The organism is Poritiphilus flavus (assembly GCF_009901585.1).
GTDB lineage: Bacteria > Bacteroidota > Bacteroidia > Flavobacteriales > Flavobacteriaceae > Poritiphilus > Poritiphilus flavus.
The window spans coordinates 337088-358324 of sequence record NZ_WXYO01000008.1 but is presented as its reverse complement, the minus strand read 5'-3'; the positions used below and the strand labels follow the sequence as shown (position 1 = coordinate 358324).

Genomic DNA, 21237 nt, shown 5'->3' with positions numbered 1-21237 from the left:
ATGAAATATTTAGTGTTTGCCGTATTGGGCCTCGCCCTGCTTTTACCGCTTCCCTCTGCCGCACAGTTTAATGAAAAGCCCATCATTAATCTGGAGAATGAGGACAAAGCATTTTTGAATTGGGGATATTATCTCGGTTTCAATCAATACGACTTCAAATTTGAATATGCCAATGACCTTCCGGATATTCTGGTCAATAAGACCCTGGGCTTTAATGTTGGTCTGATCGGAGAGATGCGTATCAACGAGTTCCTGGACCTGCGCTTTGAGCCCGGGCTCTTCTATACCCAAAGAGATCTTGGCTTTCCCGGATTTGACGATGCCAATGACGCTATTCGCGAAGTGCGGTCAACCTACATCAACTTTCCGCTGCTACTGAAAGTGAGTACCAGGCGTCTGGGCAACTGGAAACCCTTTATTATTGGAGGAGTCTCAGCATCAATGAACCTGGGAAGCAATGAAACCGCATTGGACGATAACAGTAGTGGTACTTTTAGAATGAAAAAAAGTGTTTTCAACTACGAGTTGGGGTTCGGAATCGATTTTTATACGGAATACTTCAAATTCTCGCCATCGATACGGGGGGTTTTTGCTATAAATGACGAACTGGTTAGAGACAATGATCCGAACAGTCCCTGGACCGGGAATATAGATGCCATGGTAACCCGGGGCATCTTCGTGAACTTTACTTTTGAATAACCCCCACCCTTTTAATCTCATTCATAAATATGGCCGCGGCCGTGGCCACGTTGAGACTTTCAGCGGTATTTTCTCCAAACTGGGGGATCCCGATCTTTTTATGGATAAACGAATGTAGCCCGGAGGATATGCCATTGGCCTCATTTCCCAGCAGTAAGATCCCGGCTTCCGGCCATTTCTCCTCGTACACACTATGGCCATTCATAAAGGTTCCATATACCGGTAGATGGGTATCTCCAAAGATCTCTGACAGATCTTCATAAACCACATTTACCCTGCTAATGGAGCCCATTGTCGCCTGAAGCACTTTGGGGTTGTAGCAGTCTACCGTCTCCTTTGAGCACAGCAGCTGAGTAATCCCAAACCAGTCACAAAGGCGGATAATGGTCCCCAGGTTTCCGGGATCCTGTACTGTATCAAGAGCCACTATCCATTGATCAAAGTTCAATGGCTTTGCAGGAGGGATCTCAAATACACCCAATACCTCGTTAGGTGTTTTGAGATTGCTTAATTTCCTGAGTTCCCCAGCCGAAATTTTTTCCAATTTATCGGTCTTTTGTCCAAAAAGTTCCGGATTGATCGCAAATACCTTATACGCTTTAAAAGAGGAGTCTAAAAGCTCATTTACCGTCTTTATTCCTTCAACTACAAACAGCCCATGAACATTTCGGTACTTTTTTTGTTGTAGGTTTTTTATAAGTTTTGTTTGACTTTTAACAACCATTCAAATAATGTATTTTTGGCTTCTATGAACACCCGTTGGCGTTTTAACATAGGCATTACAAAAATAGGGGTATTATCGCTAGCTGTTATAATCACTTCCTGCAATGCGCTGAAACGGGTAGAGGAAGACGAGTTGCTACTTACCAAAAACAACGTCTTTGCCGATGAAGAGAAGGTAGTGGATGAGGATATCCAAAGTCTGATCGCACAGGAGCCCAACAGCCATGTTTTTGGTTTCCCACTGCGATTACACCTGTACAATCTGGCCAAAAAAAACCCGGATTCTTCATACCAGGCCTGGTTGCACAGAAAACCAAAAAGAGAACAGCGCTGGATAAATTTACTTTCCAGGAAACAGGTAGACAGGCTGGGGGAATCCTTTGTTGTAAAGGGGGCCAGCGAATGGCTAAAGAGTATCGGGGAACCACCCGCTGTTATTGATACGGCAAGAGTCCGGAAGTCCCTCCAGCGGCTGAGCGCTTATTATGGCAGTAAGGGGTACTTTAACAATACCACCAGTTATGATTTGGTTCCTACCGGGAGAAAACAAAGAGCGGAGGTCAATTATAATGTGGCACTGGGAAAACCCTATTATATCGATTCCCTGTCCAGACAGATCGCCTCTCCGGCAATTGATTCCATATACGAGCTGCACCGGGAGGACTCCTTTATCAAGGAAGGGAAGCAATTTGACCTGGTCGATTTCAACCTGGAACGCGAAAGGCTGACCAGCCTGTTCCGAAATTCGGGGGTGCATAATTTCCAAGAGAGTTCTATAACCTATGACATTCTTAGGGATACTTCTTTGTTACGGGACGATCAAAAAATGGATGTGGAACTCAATATTGACAACCTGAGAAGCCGTGGAGATACCATTGTATCTTCAAGGGAATACAAAGTTCACTATTTTGAAAAGATAAACATCTTTGCCGATTATAATTTTGATGTGGACATCAACAGCCTGCAGTCCCTTGATTATGAAAATTACACCATTTACTATAAGGACAAGCTGCGGTATAAACCCAAAGCCCTGACAGATGCCGTTTTTATGGATAAAGACAGTCTCTACCGGGATCTGGACAGGCTAAGGACTTACAGGCAGATCACTAACCTTAATACCTTCAGGTATCCGAACATTGAGTTTATAGAAGATCCTACTCAAACCAGACTCATTTCAAATATCTACCTCGCTCCCAGGCCTAAATATTCCCTTGGTCTTGATCTGGACGTAACCCATTCCAACATTCAGCGTCTGGGCGTGGGTTTCAGCACCTCACTGATCACCAGAAATGTCTTTGCCGGGGCAGAAACTCTGAGCCTCTCAGCAGGGGGTACATTTGGGTTGCTAAGCGATGAGTCCCTGCCGGAAGATTTCTTTTCAGAGATCAGGGGGGATATCAACCTGACCTTTCCAAGGATCTGGTTCCCATTCCTAAACACCAAAAAGATCATTCCTTATTATATGCTTCCCCAGAGCCGAATTGCCACGGGAACGAGCTTTCAAAAGAATATAGGATTAGACCGGCAGACCTTTAACAATGTTTATGGCTTTAATTGGTCTCCAACGGATTTTAAAAGGCATACGGTGGAGTTGTTGAATATACAATACGTGAGGAATGTAAATCCGGACCGTTTCTTTAACGTCTATCAAAGCACTTATGACCGATTGGATGAGATCGCGGATGATTTTGAGGACGAACCCACTTTAAGCGATTTTTATCAAACCCCTGAGGGCTCAGACGATCCCCGGTTGATCATTCCTGAAGGGACCACTGGTTTTACTGAGGCCATTTTGGACGACGGTCTTGTACCAACTGATTCCGAAACTTTCCGGGACGTGAGCAGGATTGAAGAAAGAAGGGTTAGGCTTACCGAGAATAACCTGGTATTCGCCAGTAATTACACCTTTAGTAAGAACAATCGGGTAGACATTAACGACAACAGCTTTTATCAATTCCGATTTAAACTGGAAAGCGCCGGTAACCTGCTGGCGGGAGTTTCCAATATCATTCCTTTTGAAATGAGTGACACAGGGGATCGCCTGGTATTTGGTGTGCCGTTCTCCCAATATGTAAAAACGGAATTCGACTATATCAAGCACTGGGACCTGTCCAGAGGGCAGGTGCTCGCCTTCAGAAGCTTTTTTGGGGTCGCGGTACCCTATGGCAATTCAGACAACATCCCCTTTATCCGTAGTTACTTTGCAGGTGGATCTAATGACAACCGAGCCTGGAACCCATATTCTCTTGGACCGGGAAGCACCAGGAACGTCAACGATTTTAACGAAGCAAACCTCAAGATCGCTTTAAACCTGGAGTACCGCTTTCCTATTGTGGGGGATTTTAAAGGAGCTTTGTTTGCCGATGCGGGAAATATCTGGAACGTTTGGGATGATGTGGACGATCCGGATGCCACCCTCAATGATTTCGCTTCCCTTGCGGATATAGCGCTGGGAACCGGAATGGGATTGCGCTATGATTTTACCTATTTCGTGTTTCGGGTAGATTTTGGATTCAAGACCTATAACCCCGCTCTTGACCCTTCCCGTAGATGGTTTACAGACTATAATTTTGCCAACGGAGAACTCCAAATAGGGATAAATTATCCTTTTTAGACCTAATTATTTTATTACTTTTGCCTCATCTTTAATTCAAACCAATAGACCTGAAAATTATGTCCCATTCGATAAAATCCGGAGTTGCAACCGGCGATGAGGTCCAGGAGATCTTTAACTATGCCAAGGAAAAAGGATTTGCGCTACCGGCTGTAAACGTTATCGGTTCAAACACTATAAACAGTGTTTTGGAAACAGCTGCAAGCATCAATTCCCCTGTTATCATTCAGTTCTCTAACGGAGGTGCCCAGTTCAATGCCGGAAAAGGGCTATCCAACGAAAACCAAAAGGCTGCCATACAAGGAGCAATTGCCGGGGCAAAACATGTCCATCAGCTTGCCGAGGCCTATGGAGCAACAGTTATACTGCATACAGACCACTGTGCCAAGAAATTACTGCCCTGGATAGACGGGCTATTGGACGCCAGCGAAGAACATTTTGCAGCTACGGGAAAATCTCTTTTCAGCTCCCATATGATCGATCTTTCCGAAGAACCTATCGAAGAAAACATAGAGATCTGCAAGGAATATCTGGCCCGAATGAGCAAAATGAACATGACCCTTGAAATAGAATTGGGTATCACCGGAGGTGAAGAAGATGGAGTTGATAATACGGATGTGGACGATTCCAAACTGTATACCCAGCCTGAAGAGGTGGCTTATGCCTATGAGGAGCTATCTAAAGTGAGTCATCGTTTTACGGTCGCGGCCGCTTTTGGTAATGTACACGGTGTATACAAGCCAGGTAATGTAAAACTTACCCCAAAGATCCTCAAGAATTCTCAGGAATACATCACGGAGAAATACGGGGTGGAACACAACCATATCGATTTTGTTTTTCACGGTGGTTCCGGCTCAACAGTAGAAGAGATAAGGGAAGCAATAGGCTACGGTGTCATCAAAATGAACATAGATACTGATCTTCAGTACGCGTTCATGGAAGGTGTACGGGATTATGTCCAGGATAAGGGTCCTTATCTGCAATCTCAGATAGGTAACCCTGATGGTGCAGACCAGCCCAACAAGAAGAATTACGACCCTCGTGTTTGGCTCAGAGAAGGCGAAAAGACCTTTGTTGAAAGGCTCAAGAAAGCTTTCGAAGACCTAAACAATGTAAATACGCTTTAATAAGCTGACAACTTTAACAGGTTTCCACTATGACAGCATGGTTCAAAAGAAAGGAGAAGGGAATTCAGACCGCTACTGAGCAGAAAAAAGACACCCCTAAAGGCCTTTGGTACAAATCGCCTACGGGGAAGATCGTCGAATCCGAGGAACTGGCCAAAAACTTTTACGTTAGCCCTGAAGACGATTACCACGTAAGGATTGGCAGTAAAGAGTATTTCGAGATCCTTTTTGACGATGACAAGTTCAAGGAACTGGACAGCAAACTCTCTTCAAAGGACCCACTGAAGTTTGAGGATACCAAAAAATATTCGGATCGGCTGAAGGCGGCTCAAAACAAGACCGGCCTGAAAGACGCCGTGCGCACCGCGGTTGGAAAATCCATGGGAAAAGACCTGGTGATCGCTTGCATGGATTTTAGTTTTATAGGCGGATCCATGGGAAGTGTAGTAGGTGAGAAAATTGCCAGGGGCATTGACTACTCCATTAAACACAAGATCCCTTTTCTTATGATCTCCAAGTCCGGAGGGGCCCGAATGATGGAAGCAGCATTGTCTTTGATGCAGCTTGCTAAAACATCTGCAAAGCTGGCGCAATTGGCAGAGGCGGGAATACCGTATATATCGCTTTGTACAGATCCGACCACAGGTGGGACCACAGCTTCATACGCCATGCTGGGAGACATTAATATTTCGGAACCAGGAGCCCTGATAGGCTTTGCAGGCCCTCGTGTTGTAAAAGAAGCTACCGGAAAAGAATTGCCGGAAGGGTTTCAAACCGCGGAATTCGTTCAGGAACACGGATTCCTGGATTTTATTTCACACAGAAGCGATTTGAAAAGGAAGATCAATCTTTATATCGACCTTATCCAGAACCTACCCATACGAAACTAAAAAAACCCTAAGACCGGGGCTGACCGGCATTAGGGTTCTCAACAGATTCAAAGCAATTTTATTTGAGAAATCTTCTGAGGAAGATCTCTTCCGTGCTGCCATCCGGGTAAGTCAGTTCCCCTTTGGCATCGCAGGTCCCATCGCCAAAATCGAGGCTGGCGGTAAGATCGTTTCTGCTGATCTCGAGAACGCCGCTTACGATAAACCTACAGGCCATTTCACGTCTTAATGGAGTAATAACCTCCCTGACATGGGTATTTCCCTGCTGCCCGACATAAGTTGCCTTACCGGTGATGAGAAAAACATTATCTCCCCAAAATCCACTACCAAAACCTTCTATCCATTCACGGGTTCGGTTTCCGTTAAAACTGGCAGTGGTTCCATCAGGCCAGGTTCCACTGAAATCAGCCATGGCATCCGACTGTGGATTTCCATTTTCATTGGAACGCACACGCTCAATCGAAGCTGATCCTTCTACCGCAACACCATTAAACGTGAAGTTTTCCAGGGACAGGCTCAATGACTTGGAAGCCATTTCCATATCCTTCAGATAACTAAGGTAAATGATACCGCTTAAGATATTTCCATTGGGAAGTTCACAACCTTCTCCAAAATCAATGGTTTTCTCTTTGGTAGAATCCGTGACCACAGTGGTAATGGTAACGCAATCCGGAAGGAAGTCCGAAGCATAACCTTTTGAGCTAACAGAGATCTCATCCGTGGCGTAAACATCCTCACCAATACTTAGGATCTCTTCGGAGATCTGCTCGGATTCATCACTTGCCTGAAGTTCTGCAACTTCAAAAGTTTGCTGTTCCTGGATCGGATCATCAGCAGTTTCATCTCTATCACATGAGGCAAAAAAGATGGGGGCCAGCAGCACTAGAGCCGCAAAGTTCATTTTTTTGAGACGCTTTTTCATAATTACACTTTTTTTAACGTTTGTGTTGCTTTGACCCCCACAATCGGAAAAGGTTTAATTCTGCCTCAAAAAAAATTTATCTTCGCCCTGTTATAAAATAATTCTTATCTTTGCGCCCTGATTGAAAATCAATCAAATACATAAAAATCATTTAATATAATATTGGAATGTATTTAACTAAAGAAATCAAAGCCGAGATATTTAAGAAACACGGCGGATCCGAAAGCAATACCGGATCAACAGAAGGTCAGATCGCATTGTTCACCCACCGGATCAATCACCTGACAGGGCACTTAAAAAAGAATCAAAAAGACTTTAATACTGAGCGTTCCCTGGTTAAACTGGTAGGAAAGCGAAGAAGTCTTCTGGATTACCTGAAAAAGAAAGATATTGAGAAGTACAGGGCTTTGATCAAAGAACTGAACATCAGAAAATAAATCTTTAAGGGGAAGCTTTGCTTCCCCATTTTTATACATACCAAGTCCTCTTCAGTGAGGCAAATACAAAAAGCTTACACTTAGTTTTTCATTGGTCCACCACAACAACACAACAAAGGCCGTCAACTAAGACGGCAGACCATTGTTTAACAAACCTGTTCTGTACAGGTACTAAGAAAAACTTATGATTCCAAAAACTTTTAAAGAGGTCATTGACCTCGGTGACGGTAGGGAAATTTCTATCGAAACCGGAAAACTTGCCAAACAGGCACATGGTTCTGTTGTGGTTCAGTCCGGGAAATGTATGCTACTATGTACTGTAGTTTCTAATTACAAGGCTTCGGATGTGGACTTTCTCCCATTGACTGTAGATTATCGTGAAAAATTCGCCGCTTCAGGACGTTATCCTGGCGGTTTCTTCAAAAGAGAAGCCAGACCAAGCGATGGTGAAGTACTGACCATGCGACTTGTAGACCGTGTATTGAGGCCATTATTCCCGAAAGATTACCACGCGGAAACCCAGGTTATGATACAGCTAATGTCTCATGACGAAAATGTAATGCCGGACGCTATGGCCGGCCTGGCTGCTTCTGCCGCCATCCAACTTTCTGATTTTCCATTTGAATGCCCTATTTCGGAAGTCCGTGTGGGCAGGGTCAATGGAGCGTTGATCATCAACCCGACCAGGGCTCAACTTGAAGAGTCTGACATTGATATGGTAATCGGGGCTTCTGAAGATTCTGTAATGATGGTAGAAGGAGAGATGAAAGAGATCTCCGAGGAAGAAATGGTAGAAGCCATCAAATTTGCGCACGAGGCCATAAAAGTACAGTGTGCCGCCCAGGTGAGACTGGCTGAAGCCTTTGGTAAAAAAGAAGTACGGGAGTACGATCCTGAGGCCGCAGATGAGGAGCTGGAGAAAAAGATCCACGAAATGTCCTATGACAAGATATACGCCATTGCAAAAGCCGGTTCTTCAAAACAAGAAAGAAGTACGGCCTTCTCAGACCTAAAGGATGAGATCCTTGAGACCTTCAGTGAAGAAGAACAAGAAGAACTTGGAGACCTTATCTCTAAGTACTACTACAAAACTGAAAAAGAAGCGGTCCGAAACCTTACCTTAAACGAAGGACTACGACTGGATGGAAGGCAAACTACAGAGATCAGGCCTATTTGGTGTGAGGTGGAATACCTGCCATCTACCCATGGTTCGGCCATCTTTACACGTGGAGAGACCCAGGCGCTGGCCACAGTTACGCTTGGAACTTCCAGGGAAGCCAACCAGATCGATATGCCTTCTTATGAAGGAGAGGAAACGTTCTATCTGCATTATAACTTTCCACCTTTCTCTACCGGTGAAGCCAGACCAATAAGGGGAACTTCCCGAAGAGAGGTAGGACACGGAAACCTTGCTCAACGAGCTTTGAAAGGTATGATCCCTGATGATTGTCCTTACACCGTAAGGGTGGTATCTGAAGTGCTCGAGAGTAATGGTTCCTCTTCCATGGCAACGGTATGTTCCGGAACCATGGCACTGATGGATGCCGGAGTACAGATGAAAAAGCCGGTTTCCGGAATTGCAATGGGATTGATTTCCGACGCGGAAACAGGGAACTACGCCGTATTGTCCGACATTCTGGGTGATGAAGACCACCTGGGTGATATGGATTTCAAGGTTACGGGAACCCATGAAGGAATTACTGCCTGCCAAATGGATATTAAGGTAAAAGGACTCTCCTACGAGATCCTTGTTAAAGCCCTGATGCAGGCAAAAGACGGAAGGTTACATATACTGGAAAAACTTACCGATACTATAGCACAGCCCAATGCAGATGTTAAGCCGCACGCTCCGAAAATGGTTACGACTACCATTCCAGGCGAGTATATCGGTGCGCTGATAGGGCCGGGAGGATCTGTGATTCAAGAACTTCAGAAAGAGACCAAAACCACTATAGTGATCAATGAAGATCCGGTTACGGAAGAGGGAATCGTAGAGATCCTCGGTGTAGACCAGGATGGAATTGACGCTGTATTGGCAAAAATAGACTCCATAACGTTTAAACCCGAAGTTGGAAGCGTTTACGAAGTGAAAGTGATCAAGATACTGGACTTCGGTGCTGTAGTGGAATATGTAGAGGCTCCGGGCAATGAAGTACTGCTTCACGTTTCTGAATTAGCGTGGGAAAGAACTGAAAATGTTACCGATGCCGTTAGTATGGGGGATGTTTTTGATGTAAGGTATTTTGGTCTCGATCAGCGAACCAAGAAAGATAAGGTATCCAGAAAGGCGCTGTTACCAAAGCCGGAAGGATACAGAGAAAGGCCTCCAAGAGATAACAGGAGCAGGGGAAATGACCGTAATCGAGGTGGTAACCACCGAAATCGGGACAGAAAACCCAGAAAAGACTAATTTTTCAATAAGGTCTTAAAAAGCCCTGGAAACCAAAATTTTTGTTAAATAGCAGGTTTCCGGGGCTTTTTTTTGCCTAAAAGCAGCCCGGATTAACCGAAAAATCAAAATTTTATAACTGTTTTGTAACATTTGTCCCTTTTTTACGTATAAGTATATGCAGTCAGGAACTATAAACTTAACAGAAAGGATTTTAGATGAGGCAACTTAAAATCACAAAACAGGTAACCAACAGGGAAACCGCGTCGCTGGACAAATACCTTCAGGAAATCGGTAAGGTAGACTTGATCACAGCGGATGAAGAGGTAGAATTGGCGCAGCGTATCAAGGCCGGTGATCAGGCCGCCCTCGAAAAGCTGACCAAGGCTAACCTGAGATTCGTGGTCTCTGTTGCAAAACAATACCAAAATCAGGGGTTAACCCTGCCCGATCTTATCAATGAAGGAAATCTTGGTCTGATCAAAGCCGCTCAGCGTTTTGATGAAACCAGAGGTTTTAAATTTATCTCTTATGCGGTATGGTGGATCAGACAGTCCATTCTTCAGGCTCTCGCAGAGCAATCGCGTATTGTAAGGCTTCCTCTGAACAAGATCGGATCTATCAATAAGATCAACAAGACATTTGCATTTCTTGAGCAAGCTCATGAGCGGGTACCTTCTGCGGAAGAGATCGCGAAAGAGTTGGATATGACCGTAGAGGACGTTAAGCAATCCCTAAAAAACTCAGGAAGACACGTTTCTATGGATGCCCCTTTAATAGACGGGGAAGATTCCAATCTTTACGATGTTCTTAGAAGCGGGGAATCTCCTAATCCGGACAAGGACCTCTTACATGAGTCCCTGAGAACGGAGATAGAAAGGGCTCTGGAAACCCTTACGCCCAGGGAGGCTGACGTGATCAGGCTCTATTTCGGGCTTGCGGGACAACATTCCATGACCCTTGAAGAAATTGGAGAGACTTTTGACCTTACACGTGAGCGTGTACGTCAGATTAAAGAAAAGGCTATCAGGAGGTTAAAACACACTTCCAGAAGCAAAATATTGAAGACATACCTTGGCTAAAACAAGGCACAAATTAACATGTTAAATATTCTATAAATTGGATTTATGGTATAAAAATTGTAATTTGTGAAACGTAACAACAGTTTATCATGACTGTTCGTTTTTTGATTGATGAATAAACTCCGGCTGATTACCGGAGTTTTTCATTTTATATACCCTCCTGCGGATTTTCCCGATTGGCCTGGTTTTACAGCATACCGGCGCTGAATATGACTCAGAACCCGGCGGGATTCCCTATATTTATGGAAAACAACTTCCAACGCCGATGTTTACAAGGAATATTAGCCCGATTTTGGCTTTTTTAGCCCTTTTTTTACTCTCCTGCGAGCAGAAAACCACAAAAAACAAGGATTCCGAAGAAATTGAGATAAGTTTTGACTTGCCGGAAAACTTTGAGCTCGATGAGCTTTATCACCCCAGTGCTTACGGACAAGGTTCCTGGGTGGCCCTTGCGGAAGGTCCGGATAGCCGGATCTACGCCTGTGATCAACGCGGAAAGATCTATCATTTTATCAAGCCAGGCGAAAATGAAGTACTAAAACCCAAAGCTGTTGACAGCGTTTCCCTGGAAATTGGAGAAGCCCACGGCCTGTTATGGGCCTTTAACAGCCTGTATGTAGCGGTAAACAAAACCTGGGATGAGTCCATACCGGAAGAAGAGCAGAACGGAAGTGGTATTTACCGACTGACAGATACGGATGCGGATGGGGAGTTGGATTCGCTGACCCGACTGTTAAAACTGGAGGGAGCCGGAGAACATGGCCCGCACAGTTTTGTGCTAAGCCCGGATGGCAAATACATCTATTTTATTGCTGGAAACCACGTTCTATTACCCGAAGCGCTAAAGGAAAAAAGCAGACTCCCTACAAATTGGGGCGAAGACAATTTGTTTACACCCTTCCTGGATGCCCGTGGCCATGCGAACGAAATCAAGGCCCCAGGGGGTTGGATTGCAAGATTTACTGAAGAAGGTAACGATTGGGAATTGATCTCCGCGGGGTATAGAAACCCTTTTGACCTGGCCTTTAATCAGGACGGGGAATTGTTCACATACGACGCGGATATGGAGTGGGATATCGGGATGCCCTGGTACCGCCCAACCAGGATCTGCCATGTGACCAGTGGCAGTGAATACGGCTGGCGAACCGGATCCGGGAAATGGCCGGATTACTACCCGGACAACCTTCCGTCTGTCCACAATCTGGAACAAGGATCCCCTACTGCGGTGCTCTCCGGGGCCGGACTCAACTTTCCGTCCAAATACAAAAACGGACTTTTTGTAATGGACTGGAGCTTTGGAACGGTCTATTTTGCCGATCTGATCGCTGAGGGCAGCACCTATACGGCTGAAAGGGAAGAATTCCTCACAGGCGTTCCACTGCCTTTAACAGATATGATCGCAGGTTCTGACGGTCATCTGTATTTTGCCACAGGAGGAAGGGGTTTGGACTCTCACCTATACCGTCTGCGTTATGTAGGACCAGAAAATTCCACTGAGATCGCCAAATCCACCGAGGAGCAGGAGGAGCTTCGAAAATTGAGACATCGTATCGAAAAATATCACTCCCAGGCGGATAAAAATGCCATCCCCCTGGCATGGGATAACCTGGACCACCAGGACAGGTTTGTTCGCTATGCTTCGCGCATTGCCCTGGAAAACCTTCCTACAGCAGACTGGAAACAGCAATTTTTAGCTGAACGGGACCCCCTGAAAGTAATTACAGCTGGTGTGGCCATGGCGAGACAAGGATGGAAAGAAAGTCAAAGTGAACTACTAAGCCGACTTAACAGTCTGAATTTTAACGAGTTGACAGAAAGCCAAAAATTGGACCTGTTGCGAGCGTATTCACTTTCTTTTATCAGGTCCGGGCAGCCGTCGGTGGCAGATGCACGAGCGGTTATTCAGAAATTAAAGCCCCATTTTCCGAATGAAAACAACGCCATAACCAGAGAAATGGCTCAGATCCTGGCATTTCTCAATGCTGATGGGATCACCGGTGAATTGTGCGCTTTATTGCAAAAACACACCCGTGAAAAGACGGTCATAGACCGGAAAATGCTCTCTGAGGAAACCACGATGAGAAGCGAACATTACGGCCCGCTTATCCGGGAAGTTCTGGCAAAGATGCCCCCAAGCGAAGGCATATATTACGGTGTACTGCTAAGTAATGTATCCGAGGGATGGACAAAAGATCTAAGAGAAGATTATTTTCAGTGGTTCTACGATGTGCTAAGTGCCAAGGGGGGTATGAGTTTTAAGGCATGTATGGAAAATGTCAGGCTCAGGGCACTAAGTCATGTTCCTGAATCTGAAGTAGCTTATTTTGAGGAGCTTACCGGCGTTTATTCACCAGAAACCGTTGTAGCAGACCTGCCCCAGCCCATTGGCCCGGGATCTGAGTACAGCGGAAGTGATATGAGCGATATGCTGTGGGGCGATGGAATGAAGGGCCATAAGGCAAACTTTGAGAATGGTAAGCGCGCTTATGATGCGGCTCTCTGCATTTTATGCCACCGCATGCGTGGCGAGGGTGGTGCCACAGGGCCGGACCTGAGTCAGATCCATACTAAATTCGGTAGATACGATATGCTTTTTGCCATTTACAGCCCTAATGATGAGATCTCCGATCAATATGCCTTTACGCTATTTCATATGGCAGACGATAGAAAAATCGCCGGGCGTATCTTATCCGAGGATGCAGATTCCGTGCAGGTGGCGCCTAACCCATTGAATCCGGCATATTCGGTGAGTTTGGACAAATCTGAGATTTCCAAAAGAGAGCTTTCTCCGATTTCCCCCATGCCTTCCGGGCTACTGAACCGCCTGAATAAAGAGGAAATCGCGGATCTGTTTACCTATCTGCTAGCCGGGGCCGACGAAAACCATGAATTGTACCAGGACGAAGCTGGTAGCCAATAGCCGCGGAAGAACAAAATACAGGTGGATCGCAGGGCGACGTCAATGGTCTTGTACTATGAAGGTAGAAGATGTCAATTCACTACCTTTGCAGGATAAAAGCGGTAATTATATCCTATGAATAAACCCAAAATTGCGCCTTCGCTCCTGGCGGCAGATTTCGGAAATCTGCAAAGGGATGTGGAGCTTGTCAACCGGAGTGAGGCGGATTGGCACCACATAGACATCATGGATGGTGTTTTTGTACCGAATATTTCTTTTGGAATGCCCGTACTCAAGGCTATCGCCAGTCATGCTACAAAACCCCTGGATGTTCACCTGATGATCGTTGACCCCGATCGCTATATTGACACTTTCGCGGACCTCGGTGCCGCTGTACTTACCGTTCATTATGAGGCCTGCACCCATTTGCACAGAACCCTTCAGGCCATAAAAAACGCCGGAATGCAAACCGGTGTAGCACTTAATCCACATACGCCTGTTTCCCTGCTATCGGAAATCATTGAAGATACGGATCTCGTATGCCTGATGAGCGTAAATCCGGGCTTTGGAGGGCAGTCATTTATTGAGAATACCTATCAGAAGATCAAAGAATTAAAGGAGTTGATACAGCTGCGCAATACCGAAACATTAATAGAAATAGATGGAGGTGTTAATGCGGATAATGCCAAAATGCTGGTCGATACCGGGGCAAATGTGCTGGTAGCCGGTAGTTTTGTTTTCAATAGCTCTGATCCTGAAGAAACCATTCGTCTTTTAAAACAAAAAGTGAGTTAATGGAGCGCTTAGATGTATTGATAGTAGGAGGAGGCCCCATAGGAATTGCCTGTGGTCTTGAAGCAAAGAAAAAAGGATTGCGCTATCTCATAGTTGAAAAGGGCCCAATTGTGAATTCTCTTTTCAACTACCCGATCAATATGCAATTCTTCTCTTCTTCAGAGCGACTGGAGATAGATGAAATACCTTTTATAAGCAAAGAAGCCAAGCCAAAGCGGAACGAAGCCCTTGAATATTACCGGCGAATTGTGACCTCTAACCAACTGCGGATCCATCTTTTTGAAAAAGTTGAAGATGTCAGCAAAAACGAGGACGGATTTACCGTAAGATCCGATAAAGGCCTCTACACTGCGGACAATGTCATTATCGCTACCGGCTTTTACGATCTCCCCAATATGCTCAATGTACCGGGCGAGAATCTACCCAAGGTTTCGCATTACTACAAAGACCCCCATTTTTATGCAAGTCAGAAACTGGCCGTGATCGGGGCAAGTAATTCCGCTATAGACGCGGCCCTCGAATGCTGGCGTAAGGGTTCTGAGGTCACGCTGATCATTCGCGGTCCGGAAGTGGGTCAAAGGGTTAAATACTGGGTTCGGCCTGATATCATAAACCGTATCAATGAAGGAAGTATTCAGGCGTATTACAACTCAAACGTAAAAGAGATCCGGGAAACCGAACTGATCATTGAAACTCCGGAAGGAATTGTTCATCTGGAAAACGATTTTGTGCTGGCACTAACCGGGTATATGCCAGATTTTGCCTTTTTGGAAGCCCTGGGAATACAACTTTCCAAAGACGAAAAAAGACTGCCGAATTACGATCAGGATACCATGGAAACCAATGTACCCGGGCTTTACCTTGCCGGGGTGATCTGCGGGGGTATGGAAACCCATAAGTGGTTTATTGAGAATTCCAGGATCCACGCCAAGATCATCGTGAGCGACATCCTGCAAAAAAAGGCCCAGGAAACACACAGCTAATAAGGCCTGTTATAAAGTTTTAGAGTTCTTATTCCCAATATTTTTGGTTTTATAGCAAGGGGTGTCGCCTAAAGTAAGTCTTCTGGTATGGCCCGAATCAATCCCCGTTAAAATTCCTTACATTTAAGGAGAGTAACTTGGCCATCCCAAAATGAATACCCTTACCAAATACTGGTTCCTGGAGGGCTTTGACCTTTTTCGAAAGTTGAGCATGCCGACTATGATGCGGATATGCAAACTGCTGGAGATGGAAAATAAGGATAAAGGAGAAGTCATAAGCCTGGGTGACAGGGATCGAAAGAATATATTCTTCCTGAAAAAGGGGACCGTAAAGATCATAGATACTTCTACTGACACCATCAAATACATTGTAAAAAAAGGGAATCTCTTTGGGGAGTTGGCACTTTACGATGAAGAGACTGCTTCCAAGGAACAGGCAATAACCCTTGAGGATTCTATCATATGCTACATTGAGGCTGATATGATGGAAGATCTGATGAGCCGGTACCGCTCTCTCAAAAACGGTGTTTTAAAGATATACGGCCTTAGAATAAAGCGGCTGGAAAGAAGGCTTCAAGACCTCTTGTACAAGGATAGTGCAACGAGGATAAGGGAATTTGTCTTTGCTTATATTCAGGAGTTCGGGCAACCTTTGGACGGCAGGCTGGTTGCCAAAAACCTTCTTTCTCACCAGGATATAGCCCATCTTACCAATACCTCAAGGCAGACCGTAAGTAATACGCTGAGCATACTACGAAAAGATAAACAACTGGATTACGATGCCCGAATGCTATCTATCCCTATGCCGGGTTCCCTGGCGAACAATAATTAATCATAAAAACTGCGAAATATGTCGGAACAACTCTCAAAAATGACGGAACAACACTGCTCCAATCCACCAGCCAGGTACGATGACCTAAAAGCCTTATTTCTGAACTGCACCCTAAACAGAACCCCGGTATTATCCCATACTGAGGGACTAATTGGGGTTGCCCAGCGTATTTTCGAAGCCAATAGTGTAAGCACTAAGGTAATACGCCCGGTAGATTATGATATTCCTGCCGGACTGGGCCTGGACATGTCTAAAACCCCGGAATGGGACAAAGACGATTGGCCAATGCTACAAAAGGAGGTGGATGATTGCGATATTCTCATCCTGTGTACTTCGGTCTGGTTAGGGGAGAAATCTTCCGTTTGCAACCGGGTGTTGGAGCGTATGTACGGCTATACCCATCAGTTCAATAAGAAAGGTCAATACCGGGATTATGGTAAAGTCGGGGCCACCCTGATCACCGGAAACGAGGACGGTGTAAAGCACTGTGCGATGAACATTTTGTTCTCCCTTTCCCATATCGGCTATACCGTACCGCCACAGGCTGACGCAGGCTGGATGGGCGAGGCAGGCCCAGGGCCTTCGTACCGGGACGAAGGTTCCGGAGGACCTGAAAATGACTTTACCAACAGGAATACCACTTTCCTGGTATGGAATTGCATGCATCTGGCCAGAATGCTAAAAGATCAGGGAGGCATTCCAGCCCATGGAAATCAACCGGATGAATGGGAAGCAGGATGCCGGGCCGGCTTTGATAGTCCTGAACACAAACGCTAGAAGATCCTGGGGCCTTATTCCAGAATTCCTAATTCGAATACAATGAGGCAGCATAAAAAACTGAATTCTCTTTTACTGTACTGTTCGCTGCTGTTGTTTACCCTTTGTGGATATTCACAGGAGGGATGGATGGCAGGGGCAGCTCCTTCCCTGGAGCTGGAGTATGGCCTGGTCGGTGTGAATTCAAGGTTATATTACGGGCCTAATCCCAAGGTTTGTTTTGGCCCGGAATTCACTTTGTTTCCCTATCAGGCTTTTGAAGAGAATTACGACATCAGTATTGTAGACCTGAATTTAAACGCTCACTACATCTTTGAGCTTTCCCATAAGTTTGGCGTGTACCCGCTGGCAGGTATCAATCACACTACGGAACGGGAAAGGTTTATTGACCGATCGGAAACCAATTCTGAAAACGCCTTCGGTTTGAATTACGGCTTGGGCTTCCATATAAATGTGAACCAATTCTTCATTTTTTCTGAATTCAAAGGTGTGACAGGCGAACTCAACGGGGAATTTTTGACCGTAGGGGTCATCTTTTTGATTTCAAAAACACAACAAAAAGCGCATTGAATTATGGAAGAGGGATTAAAAAATGCCGTTAAAGAAGTGCATCTTGCTGCACAGTACCTGGCTACGGCGGCCAAAAGTTTTACAGTGTCTAAGGAAGACGACAGCCACACCAATTTAGGTTTCAATACTGTTGAGGGATCCCTGGAAACATGGCCTTTAGATGATCAGGGACTTAAACTCAAATTTGAATATAAAGCATTTTCGCTTAGTCTGGGGAGTGATGATAAGGACCTGATGTCTTTTGCCCTGGACGGGCAATCACATGAGATGGTAGTCGATTGGCTTGGAAAAGCCGCTACCGGCCTTGGGATGGCGGAGTCCTACGATTACGACTTGCATTACAGTCTTCCTTACGAAGGCCTGACAGCAGATTTCAAGCACGAAAAGCCTTCCGAAAGGCATCTCGGAGAGCTTTTAAGATTGCGGAATATAGCCCATACGGCCATGGAGAACCTGGTAGCCGAGCATATGCTGGAAACAAATATTCGCATATGGCCTCATCATTTTGATTCAGGTGGCTATGTAGTCATTCCCGAGGGAGTGGTTTCCGGAATTGGATTTGGTATGGCCGTACCTGATACACTGATTGACGACTTTTATCTCTATTGTAGTGGTTACCATGGACATCAGGGTCTGGATACATCTTCATTTAAACCTTTATCCATGGGGAAATGGCTGAACGAAGGTTTCAAGGGGGCTACCTTGCCACTGAGTGCTGTGGGAGCTGAAATGGCACGAAGCTTTTTCGAAGAAACGATCAATGCCTATATATCCTTATAACCAAAGGACAGCCTTGATCCTGGATCTTAAAGAACGATATGATCACAATATGCAGGAACACTTTAAAAACAACGAAGCCTTAAGCCTGGAAGCCTTCCGGGATATGGATTATACGGCTATTGAGAAATACCAGTTACCCATTGAACTTATGATGGAAAACGCCGGTCTGCAGCTGGCCCGTATTGTCACGCGTAATGCCAGGGAAGATAGTATTATTTGTATTGGAGCCGGTAACGGAAACAATGGTGGAGGTGGCCTGGTAGCGGCTCGGCGGCTCTCAGGATGGGGATATCAGGTTTACCTGGATCTGCCGGTGGAGATCACCAAGCCGCTTCCGAAAAAGCAACTGCAGCGAGCCCTGCTTTTTGGGGCCAAACAAGCGGTGCCGGATCATACGGATATCTGGGTGGACGCCTATCTCGGCTTTTCACAAAGGCTTCCCTTATCCAGGGAATTCACAAAGGCCGTTCAAAGGGCTAATGCCTCTGGCGCTAAACTAATTGCCCTGGATATTCCTACAGGTATTTCGTCCAATACCTATCAACCCCGGTTCCTGGCAGACCAGGTTCTTACGCTGGCCGCACCAAAAAAGATCCTGAATGTTTTACCAAAGTCAACGGAAATTTTTGTAGCGGATATTGGTATCCCCAGGGAAATGTATGAGCATTATAAAATTCCGTCCCCGGATTTTTCGAAACATCAAATTCTTTAATTTAATTGAAAAGTATCTCAAATGGAAAATAAGGTCAGTTGGCATAAGGTATTGAACAGCAGAGAGGAGTTGGCCGAGGGCCGTGTAAAAACGGTAACGGTCAGCCATAAAGGAATCTGTCTCACGCATTTCGAGGGAAAGATATCGGCACTAGACAACAGATGTCCGCACCAAGGAGGGCCACTGGGAGAAGGTTCCATTGAAAATGGGCTCCTTCGCTGCCCCTGGCATGGTTGGGACTTTCATCCCTGTACGGGAAAACCACCTGGCGGGTACGACGACGGCGTGGAAGTCTTTGAAGTGAAAGAAGAACATGACGGTATTTACGTAGGTGTACCGGAAGAAGAAGAGCACAAGAAAACCATCTCGGACATCATGGTGGAGACTATGGTCAATTGGGGGGTAACCAAGGTATTCGGCATGGTCGGGCATTCCAATCTTGGTTTTGCTGACGCCATGAAGCGACAAGAGCAAAAAGGGAAGTTGGAATTCTTTGGTGTCCGCCATGAAGGAGCAGCGGCTTTTGCAGTGTCCGCTTACGGGAAGTTAACCGGAAAACCTGCGGCGTGTTTTACCATCGCCGGGCCAGGAGCGACCAATTTATATACCGGGATGTGGGATGCCAAGGTAGACCGGGCTCCATTTATGGCTTTGACCGGACAGGTAGCCACACAGGTAGTAGGAACCGGAAACTTTCAGGAAGTAGACCTGGTTCAGGCTTTTAATACCGCGGCAGAATTCAATCATCGTGTCCAAAGAGACAGCAGGCATGCGGAATTGATGTCGCTGGCCGTAAAACACGCCATTTTAAAAAGAGACATTTCTCATCTGACCTTCCCGGACGAAGTACAGGAGATAGAGGCAATGGAAAACGCTAAGCCCCTTGGGCCCGAAGACCGTATTACCGGTCTGGATATCGCACCGCCTCAGGCAGCAGTTGATAAAGCACTCAGCCTGATCAAAAACTCCAAAAGGCCCCTGATCATCATGGGGCACGGGGCCAGAGCCCACAAAAAGGCCGTGGTAAAATTTGCTGAGGACCTCAACGCTCCTGTGGTAACCACCTTTAAAGGAAAAGGACTTATAGCCGATAGTCATCCCCTGGGCTGTGGTGTTCTTGGGCGAAGTGGTACTCCTATAGCCTCCTGGTTCATGAACGAGTCCGACCTTCTTATCGTTTTTGGTGCGTCTTTCTCTAATCATACCGGGATCACCTCAAAAAAGCCCACAATACAGGTTGATTTCGATCCGATGGCGCTCAGTAAATTCCATAAGGTGGATGCAGCGGTTTGGGGAGAGATCTCAAGAACCCTGAAAATCTTTGAAGCCGGTTTAAAAGGCTATCCCGAGTTTCCGGACCAAAGGAAAGAGGTGGCAGAGCGTTGGGCCATCTGGCGTAAAGAAAAGGAGAAAAGGTTGGGAGAAACATCAGAAACAGGTTTGAGTTCTATAGCCGTTTTCGATGCCATGAATAAGCTAAGCCCCAAGAACGCGGTAATGTGCGTTGATGTGGGTAATAATGCCTATTCTTTTGGGCGCTATTTTGAACCTGAGGAGCACGACTTCCTGATGTCCGGATATTTGGGATCTATAGGTTTTGCACTTCCTGCTGCCATGGGTGCCTGGGCGGCTGTTGGTAATAGCAGACCTGTAGTGGCAGTAGCCGGAGATGGAGGACTTTGTCAATACCTGGCCGAAATCACCACGCTGGTCAAATACAATATGCCTGTAAAAGTCATTGTCCTGAACAATTTTGAACTAGGGAAAATTTCCAAGGAACAAAGGGCTGCGGAACTGGATGTCTGGCAAACATCGCTATCCAATCCTAACTTTGCGGAGTATGCCGTTTCCTGTGGTGCCTGGGGCAAAAGAGTAAGTCAGGCTTCAGAGCTTGAGGCCGCTATGAAGGAACTGTTCCAGCAGGAAGGTTGCGGTTTGCTGGAGGTTATTACAGACGTCAGCCTGATATAAAATACCGGGACCTGAATCCGCAACGCGTCATCAGA

At 45.8% G+C, this 21237-nt stretch carries 18 protein-coding genes; 16 read left to right on the top strand and 2 right to left on the bottom strand.

The window, feature by feature from the left end; translation table 11 throughout:
• Complete coding sequence (gene porT, locus GTQ38_RS18755; RefSeq protein ID WP_161437093.1) at window positions 1-699, top strand: type IX secretion/gliding motility protein PorT/SprT; 699 nt, start codon at window positions 1-3, stop codon at window positions 697-699.
• Here porT and GTQ38_RS18750 read toward each other — a convergent pair.
• Window positions 686-1423 (bottom strand): RNA methyltransferase, encoded by a 738-nt coding sequence (locus tag GTQ38_RS18750; protein ID WP_161437092.1) that lies wholly within the window; start codon window positions 1421-1423, stop codon window positions 686-688. The genes porT and GTQ38_RS18750 overlap by 14 nt on opposite strands.
• Window positions 1424-1447: 24 nt before the next feature.
• Between GTQ38_RS18750 and tamL the strand changes: the two genes are divergently transcribed.
• From tamL to accD, 3 genes are read left to right on the top strand one after another with little or no spacing between them, the layout of a single operon-like run.
• Window positions 1448-4036 carry a translocation and assembly module lipoprotein TamL gene (gene tamL / locus GTQ38_RS18745; protein ID WP_161437091.1) on the top strand — a complete coding sequence of 863 codons (2589 nt, stop codon included), beginning with the start codon at window positions 1448-1450 and terminating at the stop codon, window positions 4034-4036.
• A 59-nt stretch (window positions 4037-4095) separates the two neighbouring features.
• Window positions 4096-5163 carry a class II fructose-bisphosphate aldolase gene (gene fbaA / locus GTQ38_RS18740; RefSeq protein WP_161437090.1) on the top strand — a complete coding sequence of 356 codons (1068 nt, stop codon included), beginning with the start codon at window positions 4096-4098 and terminating at the stop codon, window positions 5161-5163.
• A gap of 29 nt (window positions 5164-5192) precedes the next feature.
• Complete coding sequence (gene accD / locus GTQ38_RS18735) at window positions 5193-6053, top strand: acetyl-CoA carboxylase, carboxyltransferase subunit beta (RefSeq protein WP_161437089.1); 861 nt, start codon at window positions 5193-5195, stop codon at window positions 6051-6053.
• A 58-nt stretch (window positions 6054-6111) separates the two neighbouring features.
• Here the strand turns inward: accD and GTQ38_RS18730 are convergent, their stop codons facing one another.
• A complete protein-coding gene (locus GTQ38_RS18730; protein ID WP_161437088.1) occupies window positions 6112-6975 on the bottom strand; it encodes a hypothetical protein in 864 nt (287 codons plus the stop codon).
• Between the two features lie 167 nt (window positions 6976-7142).
• Between GTQ38_RS18730 and rpsO the strand changes: the two genes are divergently transcribed.
• The 12 genes from rpsO to GTQ38_RS18670 all read left to right on the top strand — a co-directional run bounded on the left by rpsO (window position 7143) and on the right by GTQ38_RS18670 (window position 21202).
• Window positions 7143-7412: a 30S ribosomal protein S15 gene (gene rpsO / locus GTQ38_RS18725; RefSeq protein ID WP_161437087.1), complete on the top strand. Its 270-nt coding sequence runs from the start codon at window positions 7143-7145 to the stop codon at window positions 7410-7412.
• A gap of 184 nt (window positions 7413-7596) precedes the next feature.
• Entirely contained in the window at window positions 7597-9822 is a 2226-nt protein-coding gene (locus GTQ38_RS18720) for a polyribonucleotide nucleotidyltransferase (protein ID WP_161437086.1), read from the top strand.
• Window positions 9823-10019: 197 nt separating this feature from the next.
• Window positions 10020-10883, top strand: a complete 864-nt coding sequence (locus tag GTQ38_RS18715) for a sigma-70 family RNA polymerase sigma factor (RefSeq protein ID WP_161437085.1) — start codon at window positions 10020-10022, stop codon at window positions 10881-10883.
• 265 nt (window positions 10884-11148) lie between these two features.
• Entirely contained in the window at window positions 11149-13803 is a 2655-nt protein-coding gene (locus tag GTQ38_RS18710; protein WP_161437084.1) for a c-type cytochrome, read from the top strand.
• A 114-nt stretch (window positions 13804-13917) separates the two neighbouring features.
• Window positions 13918-14577, top strand: a complete 660-nt coding sequence (gene rpe, locus GTQ38_RS18705; protein ID WP_161437083.1) for a ribulose-phosphate 3-epimerase — start codon at window positions 13918-13920, stop codon at window positions 14575-14577.
• Window positions 14577-15560, top strand: a complete 984-nt coding sequence (locus GTQ38_RS18700; RefSeq protein WP_161437082.1) for a YpdA family putative bacillithiol disulfide reductase — start codon at window positions 14577-14579, stop codon at window positions 15558-15560. The genes rpe and GTQ38_RS18700 overlap by 1 nt, the downstream gene beginning before the upstream one ends.
• Before the next feature lie 151 nt (window positions 15561-15711).
• Window positions 15712-16392, top strand: coding sequence for a Crp/Fnr family transcriptional regulator (locus GTQ38_RS18695; protein ID WP_161437081.1), 681 nt, complete (start codon window positions 15712-15714; stop codon window positions 16390-16392).
• A gap of 18 nt (window positions 16393-16410) precedes the next feature.
• On the top strand, window positions 16411-17169 hold the full coding sequence (locus GTQ38_RS18690) for a flavodoxin family protein (RefSeq protein WP_161437080.1): 759 nt from the start codon (window positions 16411-16413) through the stop codon (window positions 17167-17169).
• Window positions 17170-17211: 42 nt separating this feature from the next.
• Window positions 17212-17739 carry an outer membrane beta-barrel protein gene (locus GTQ38_RS18685; protein WP_161437079.1) on the top strand — a complete coding sequence of 176 codons (528 nt, stop codon included), beginning with the start codon at window positions 17212-17214 and terminating at the stop codon, window positions 17737-17739.
• A gap of 3 nt (window positions 17740-17742) precedes the next feature.
• The gene (locus GTQ38_RS18680) at window positions 17743-18519 is read left to right on the top strand and encodes a hypothetical protein (protein ID WP_161437078.1); all 777 of its coding nucleotides are present in this window, start codon (window positions 17743-17745) and stop codon (window positions 18517-18519) included.
• Entirely contained in the window at window positions 18500-19231 is a 732-nt protein-coding gene (locus tag GTQ38_RS18675) for an NAD(P)H-hydrate epimerase (RefSeq protein WP_161437077.1), read from the top strand. The genes GTQ38_RS18680 and GTQ38_RS18675 overlap by 20 nt, the downstream gene beginning before the upstream one ends.
• A 21-nt stretch (window positions 19232-19252) precedes the next feature.
• Window positions 19253-21202 carry a thiamine pyrophosphate-dependent enzyme gene (locus tag GTQ38_RS18670; protein WP_161437076.1) on the top strand — a complete coding sequence of 650 codons (1950 nt, stop codon included), beginning with the start codon at window positions 19253-19255 and terminating at the stop codon, window positions 21200-21202.
• Window positions 21203-21237: the final 35 nt, after the last annotated feature.

Bases quoted from the DNA above. Each gene is read 5' to 3' on its own strand.
- rpe (WP_161437083.1), top strand. From the start codon at position 13,918: ATGAATAAACCCAAAATTGCGCCTTCGCTCCTGGCGGCAGATTTCGGA.
- tamL (WP_161437091.1), top strand. From the start codon at position 1,448: ATGAACACCCGTTGGCGTTTTAACATAGGCATTACAAAAATAGGGGTA.
- GTQ38_RS18670 (WP_161437076.1), top strand. From the start codon at position 19,253: ATGGAAAATAAGGTCAGTTGGCATAAGGTATTGAACAGCAGAGAGGAG.
- GTQ38_RS18720 (WP_161437086.1), top strand. From the start codon at position 7,597: ATGATTCCAAAAACTTTTAAAGAGGTCATTGACCTCGGTGACGGTAGG.
- GTQ38_RS18695 (WP_161437081.1), top strand. From the start codon at position 15,712: ATGAATACCCTTACCAAATACTGGTTCCTGGAGGGCTTTGACCTTTTT.
- GTQ38_RS18715 (WP_161437085.1), top strand. From the start codon at position 10,020: ATGAGGCAACTTAAAATCACAAAACAGGTAACCAACAGGGAAACCGCG.
- accD (WP_161437089.1), top strand. From the start codon at position 5,193: ATGACAGCATGGTTCAAAAGAAAGGAGAAGGGAATTCAGACCGCTACT.
- GTQ38_RS18700 (WP_161437082.1), top strand. From the start codon at position 14,577: ATGGAGCGCTTAGATGTATTGATAGTAGGAGGAGGCCCCATAGGAATT.
- GTQ38_RS18680 (WP_161437078.1), top strand. From the start codon at position 17,743: ATGGAAGAGGGATTAAAAAATGCCGTTAAAGAAGTGCATCTTGCTGCA.
- GTQ38_RS18675 (WP_161437077.1), top strand. From the start codon at position 18,500: ATGCCTATATATCCTTATAACCAAAGGACAGCCTTGATCCTGGATCTT.
- porT (WP_161437093.1), top strand. From the start codon at position 1: ATGAAATATTTAGTGTTTGCCGTATTGGGCCTCGCCCTGCTTTTACCG.
- GTQ38_RS18750 (WP_161437092.1), bottom strand. From the start codon at position 1,423: ATGGTTGTTAAAAGTCAAACAAAACTTATAAAAAACCTACAACAAAAA.
- GTQ38_RS18730 (WP_161437088.1), bottom strand. From the start codon at position 6,975: ATGAAAAAGCGTCTCAAAAAAATGAACTTTGCGGCTCTAGTGCTGCTG.
- GTQ38_RS18690 (WP_161437080.1), top strand. From the start codon at position 16,411: ATGTCGGAACAACTCTCAAAAATGACGGAACAACACTGCTCCAATCCA.
- GTQ38_RS18685 (WP_161437079.1), top strand. From the start codon at position 17,212: ATGAGGCAGCATAAAAAACTGAATTCTCTTTTACTGTACTGTTCGCTG.
- rpsO (WP_161437087.1), top strand. From the start codon at position 7,143: ATGTATTTAACTAAAGAAATCAAAGCCGAGATATTTAAGAAACACGGC.
- GTQ38_RS18710 (WP_161437084.1), top strand. From the start codon at position 11,149: ATGTTTACAAGGAATATTAGCCCGATTTTGGCTTTTTTAGCCCTTTTT.
- fbaA (WP_161437090.1), top strand. From the start codon at position 4,096: ATGTCCCATTCGATAAAATCCGGAGTTGCAACCGGCGATGAGGTCCAG.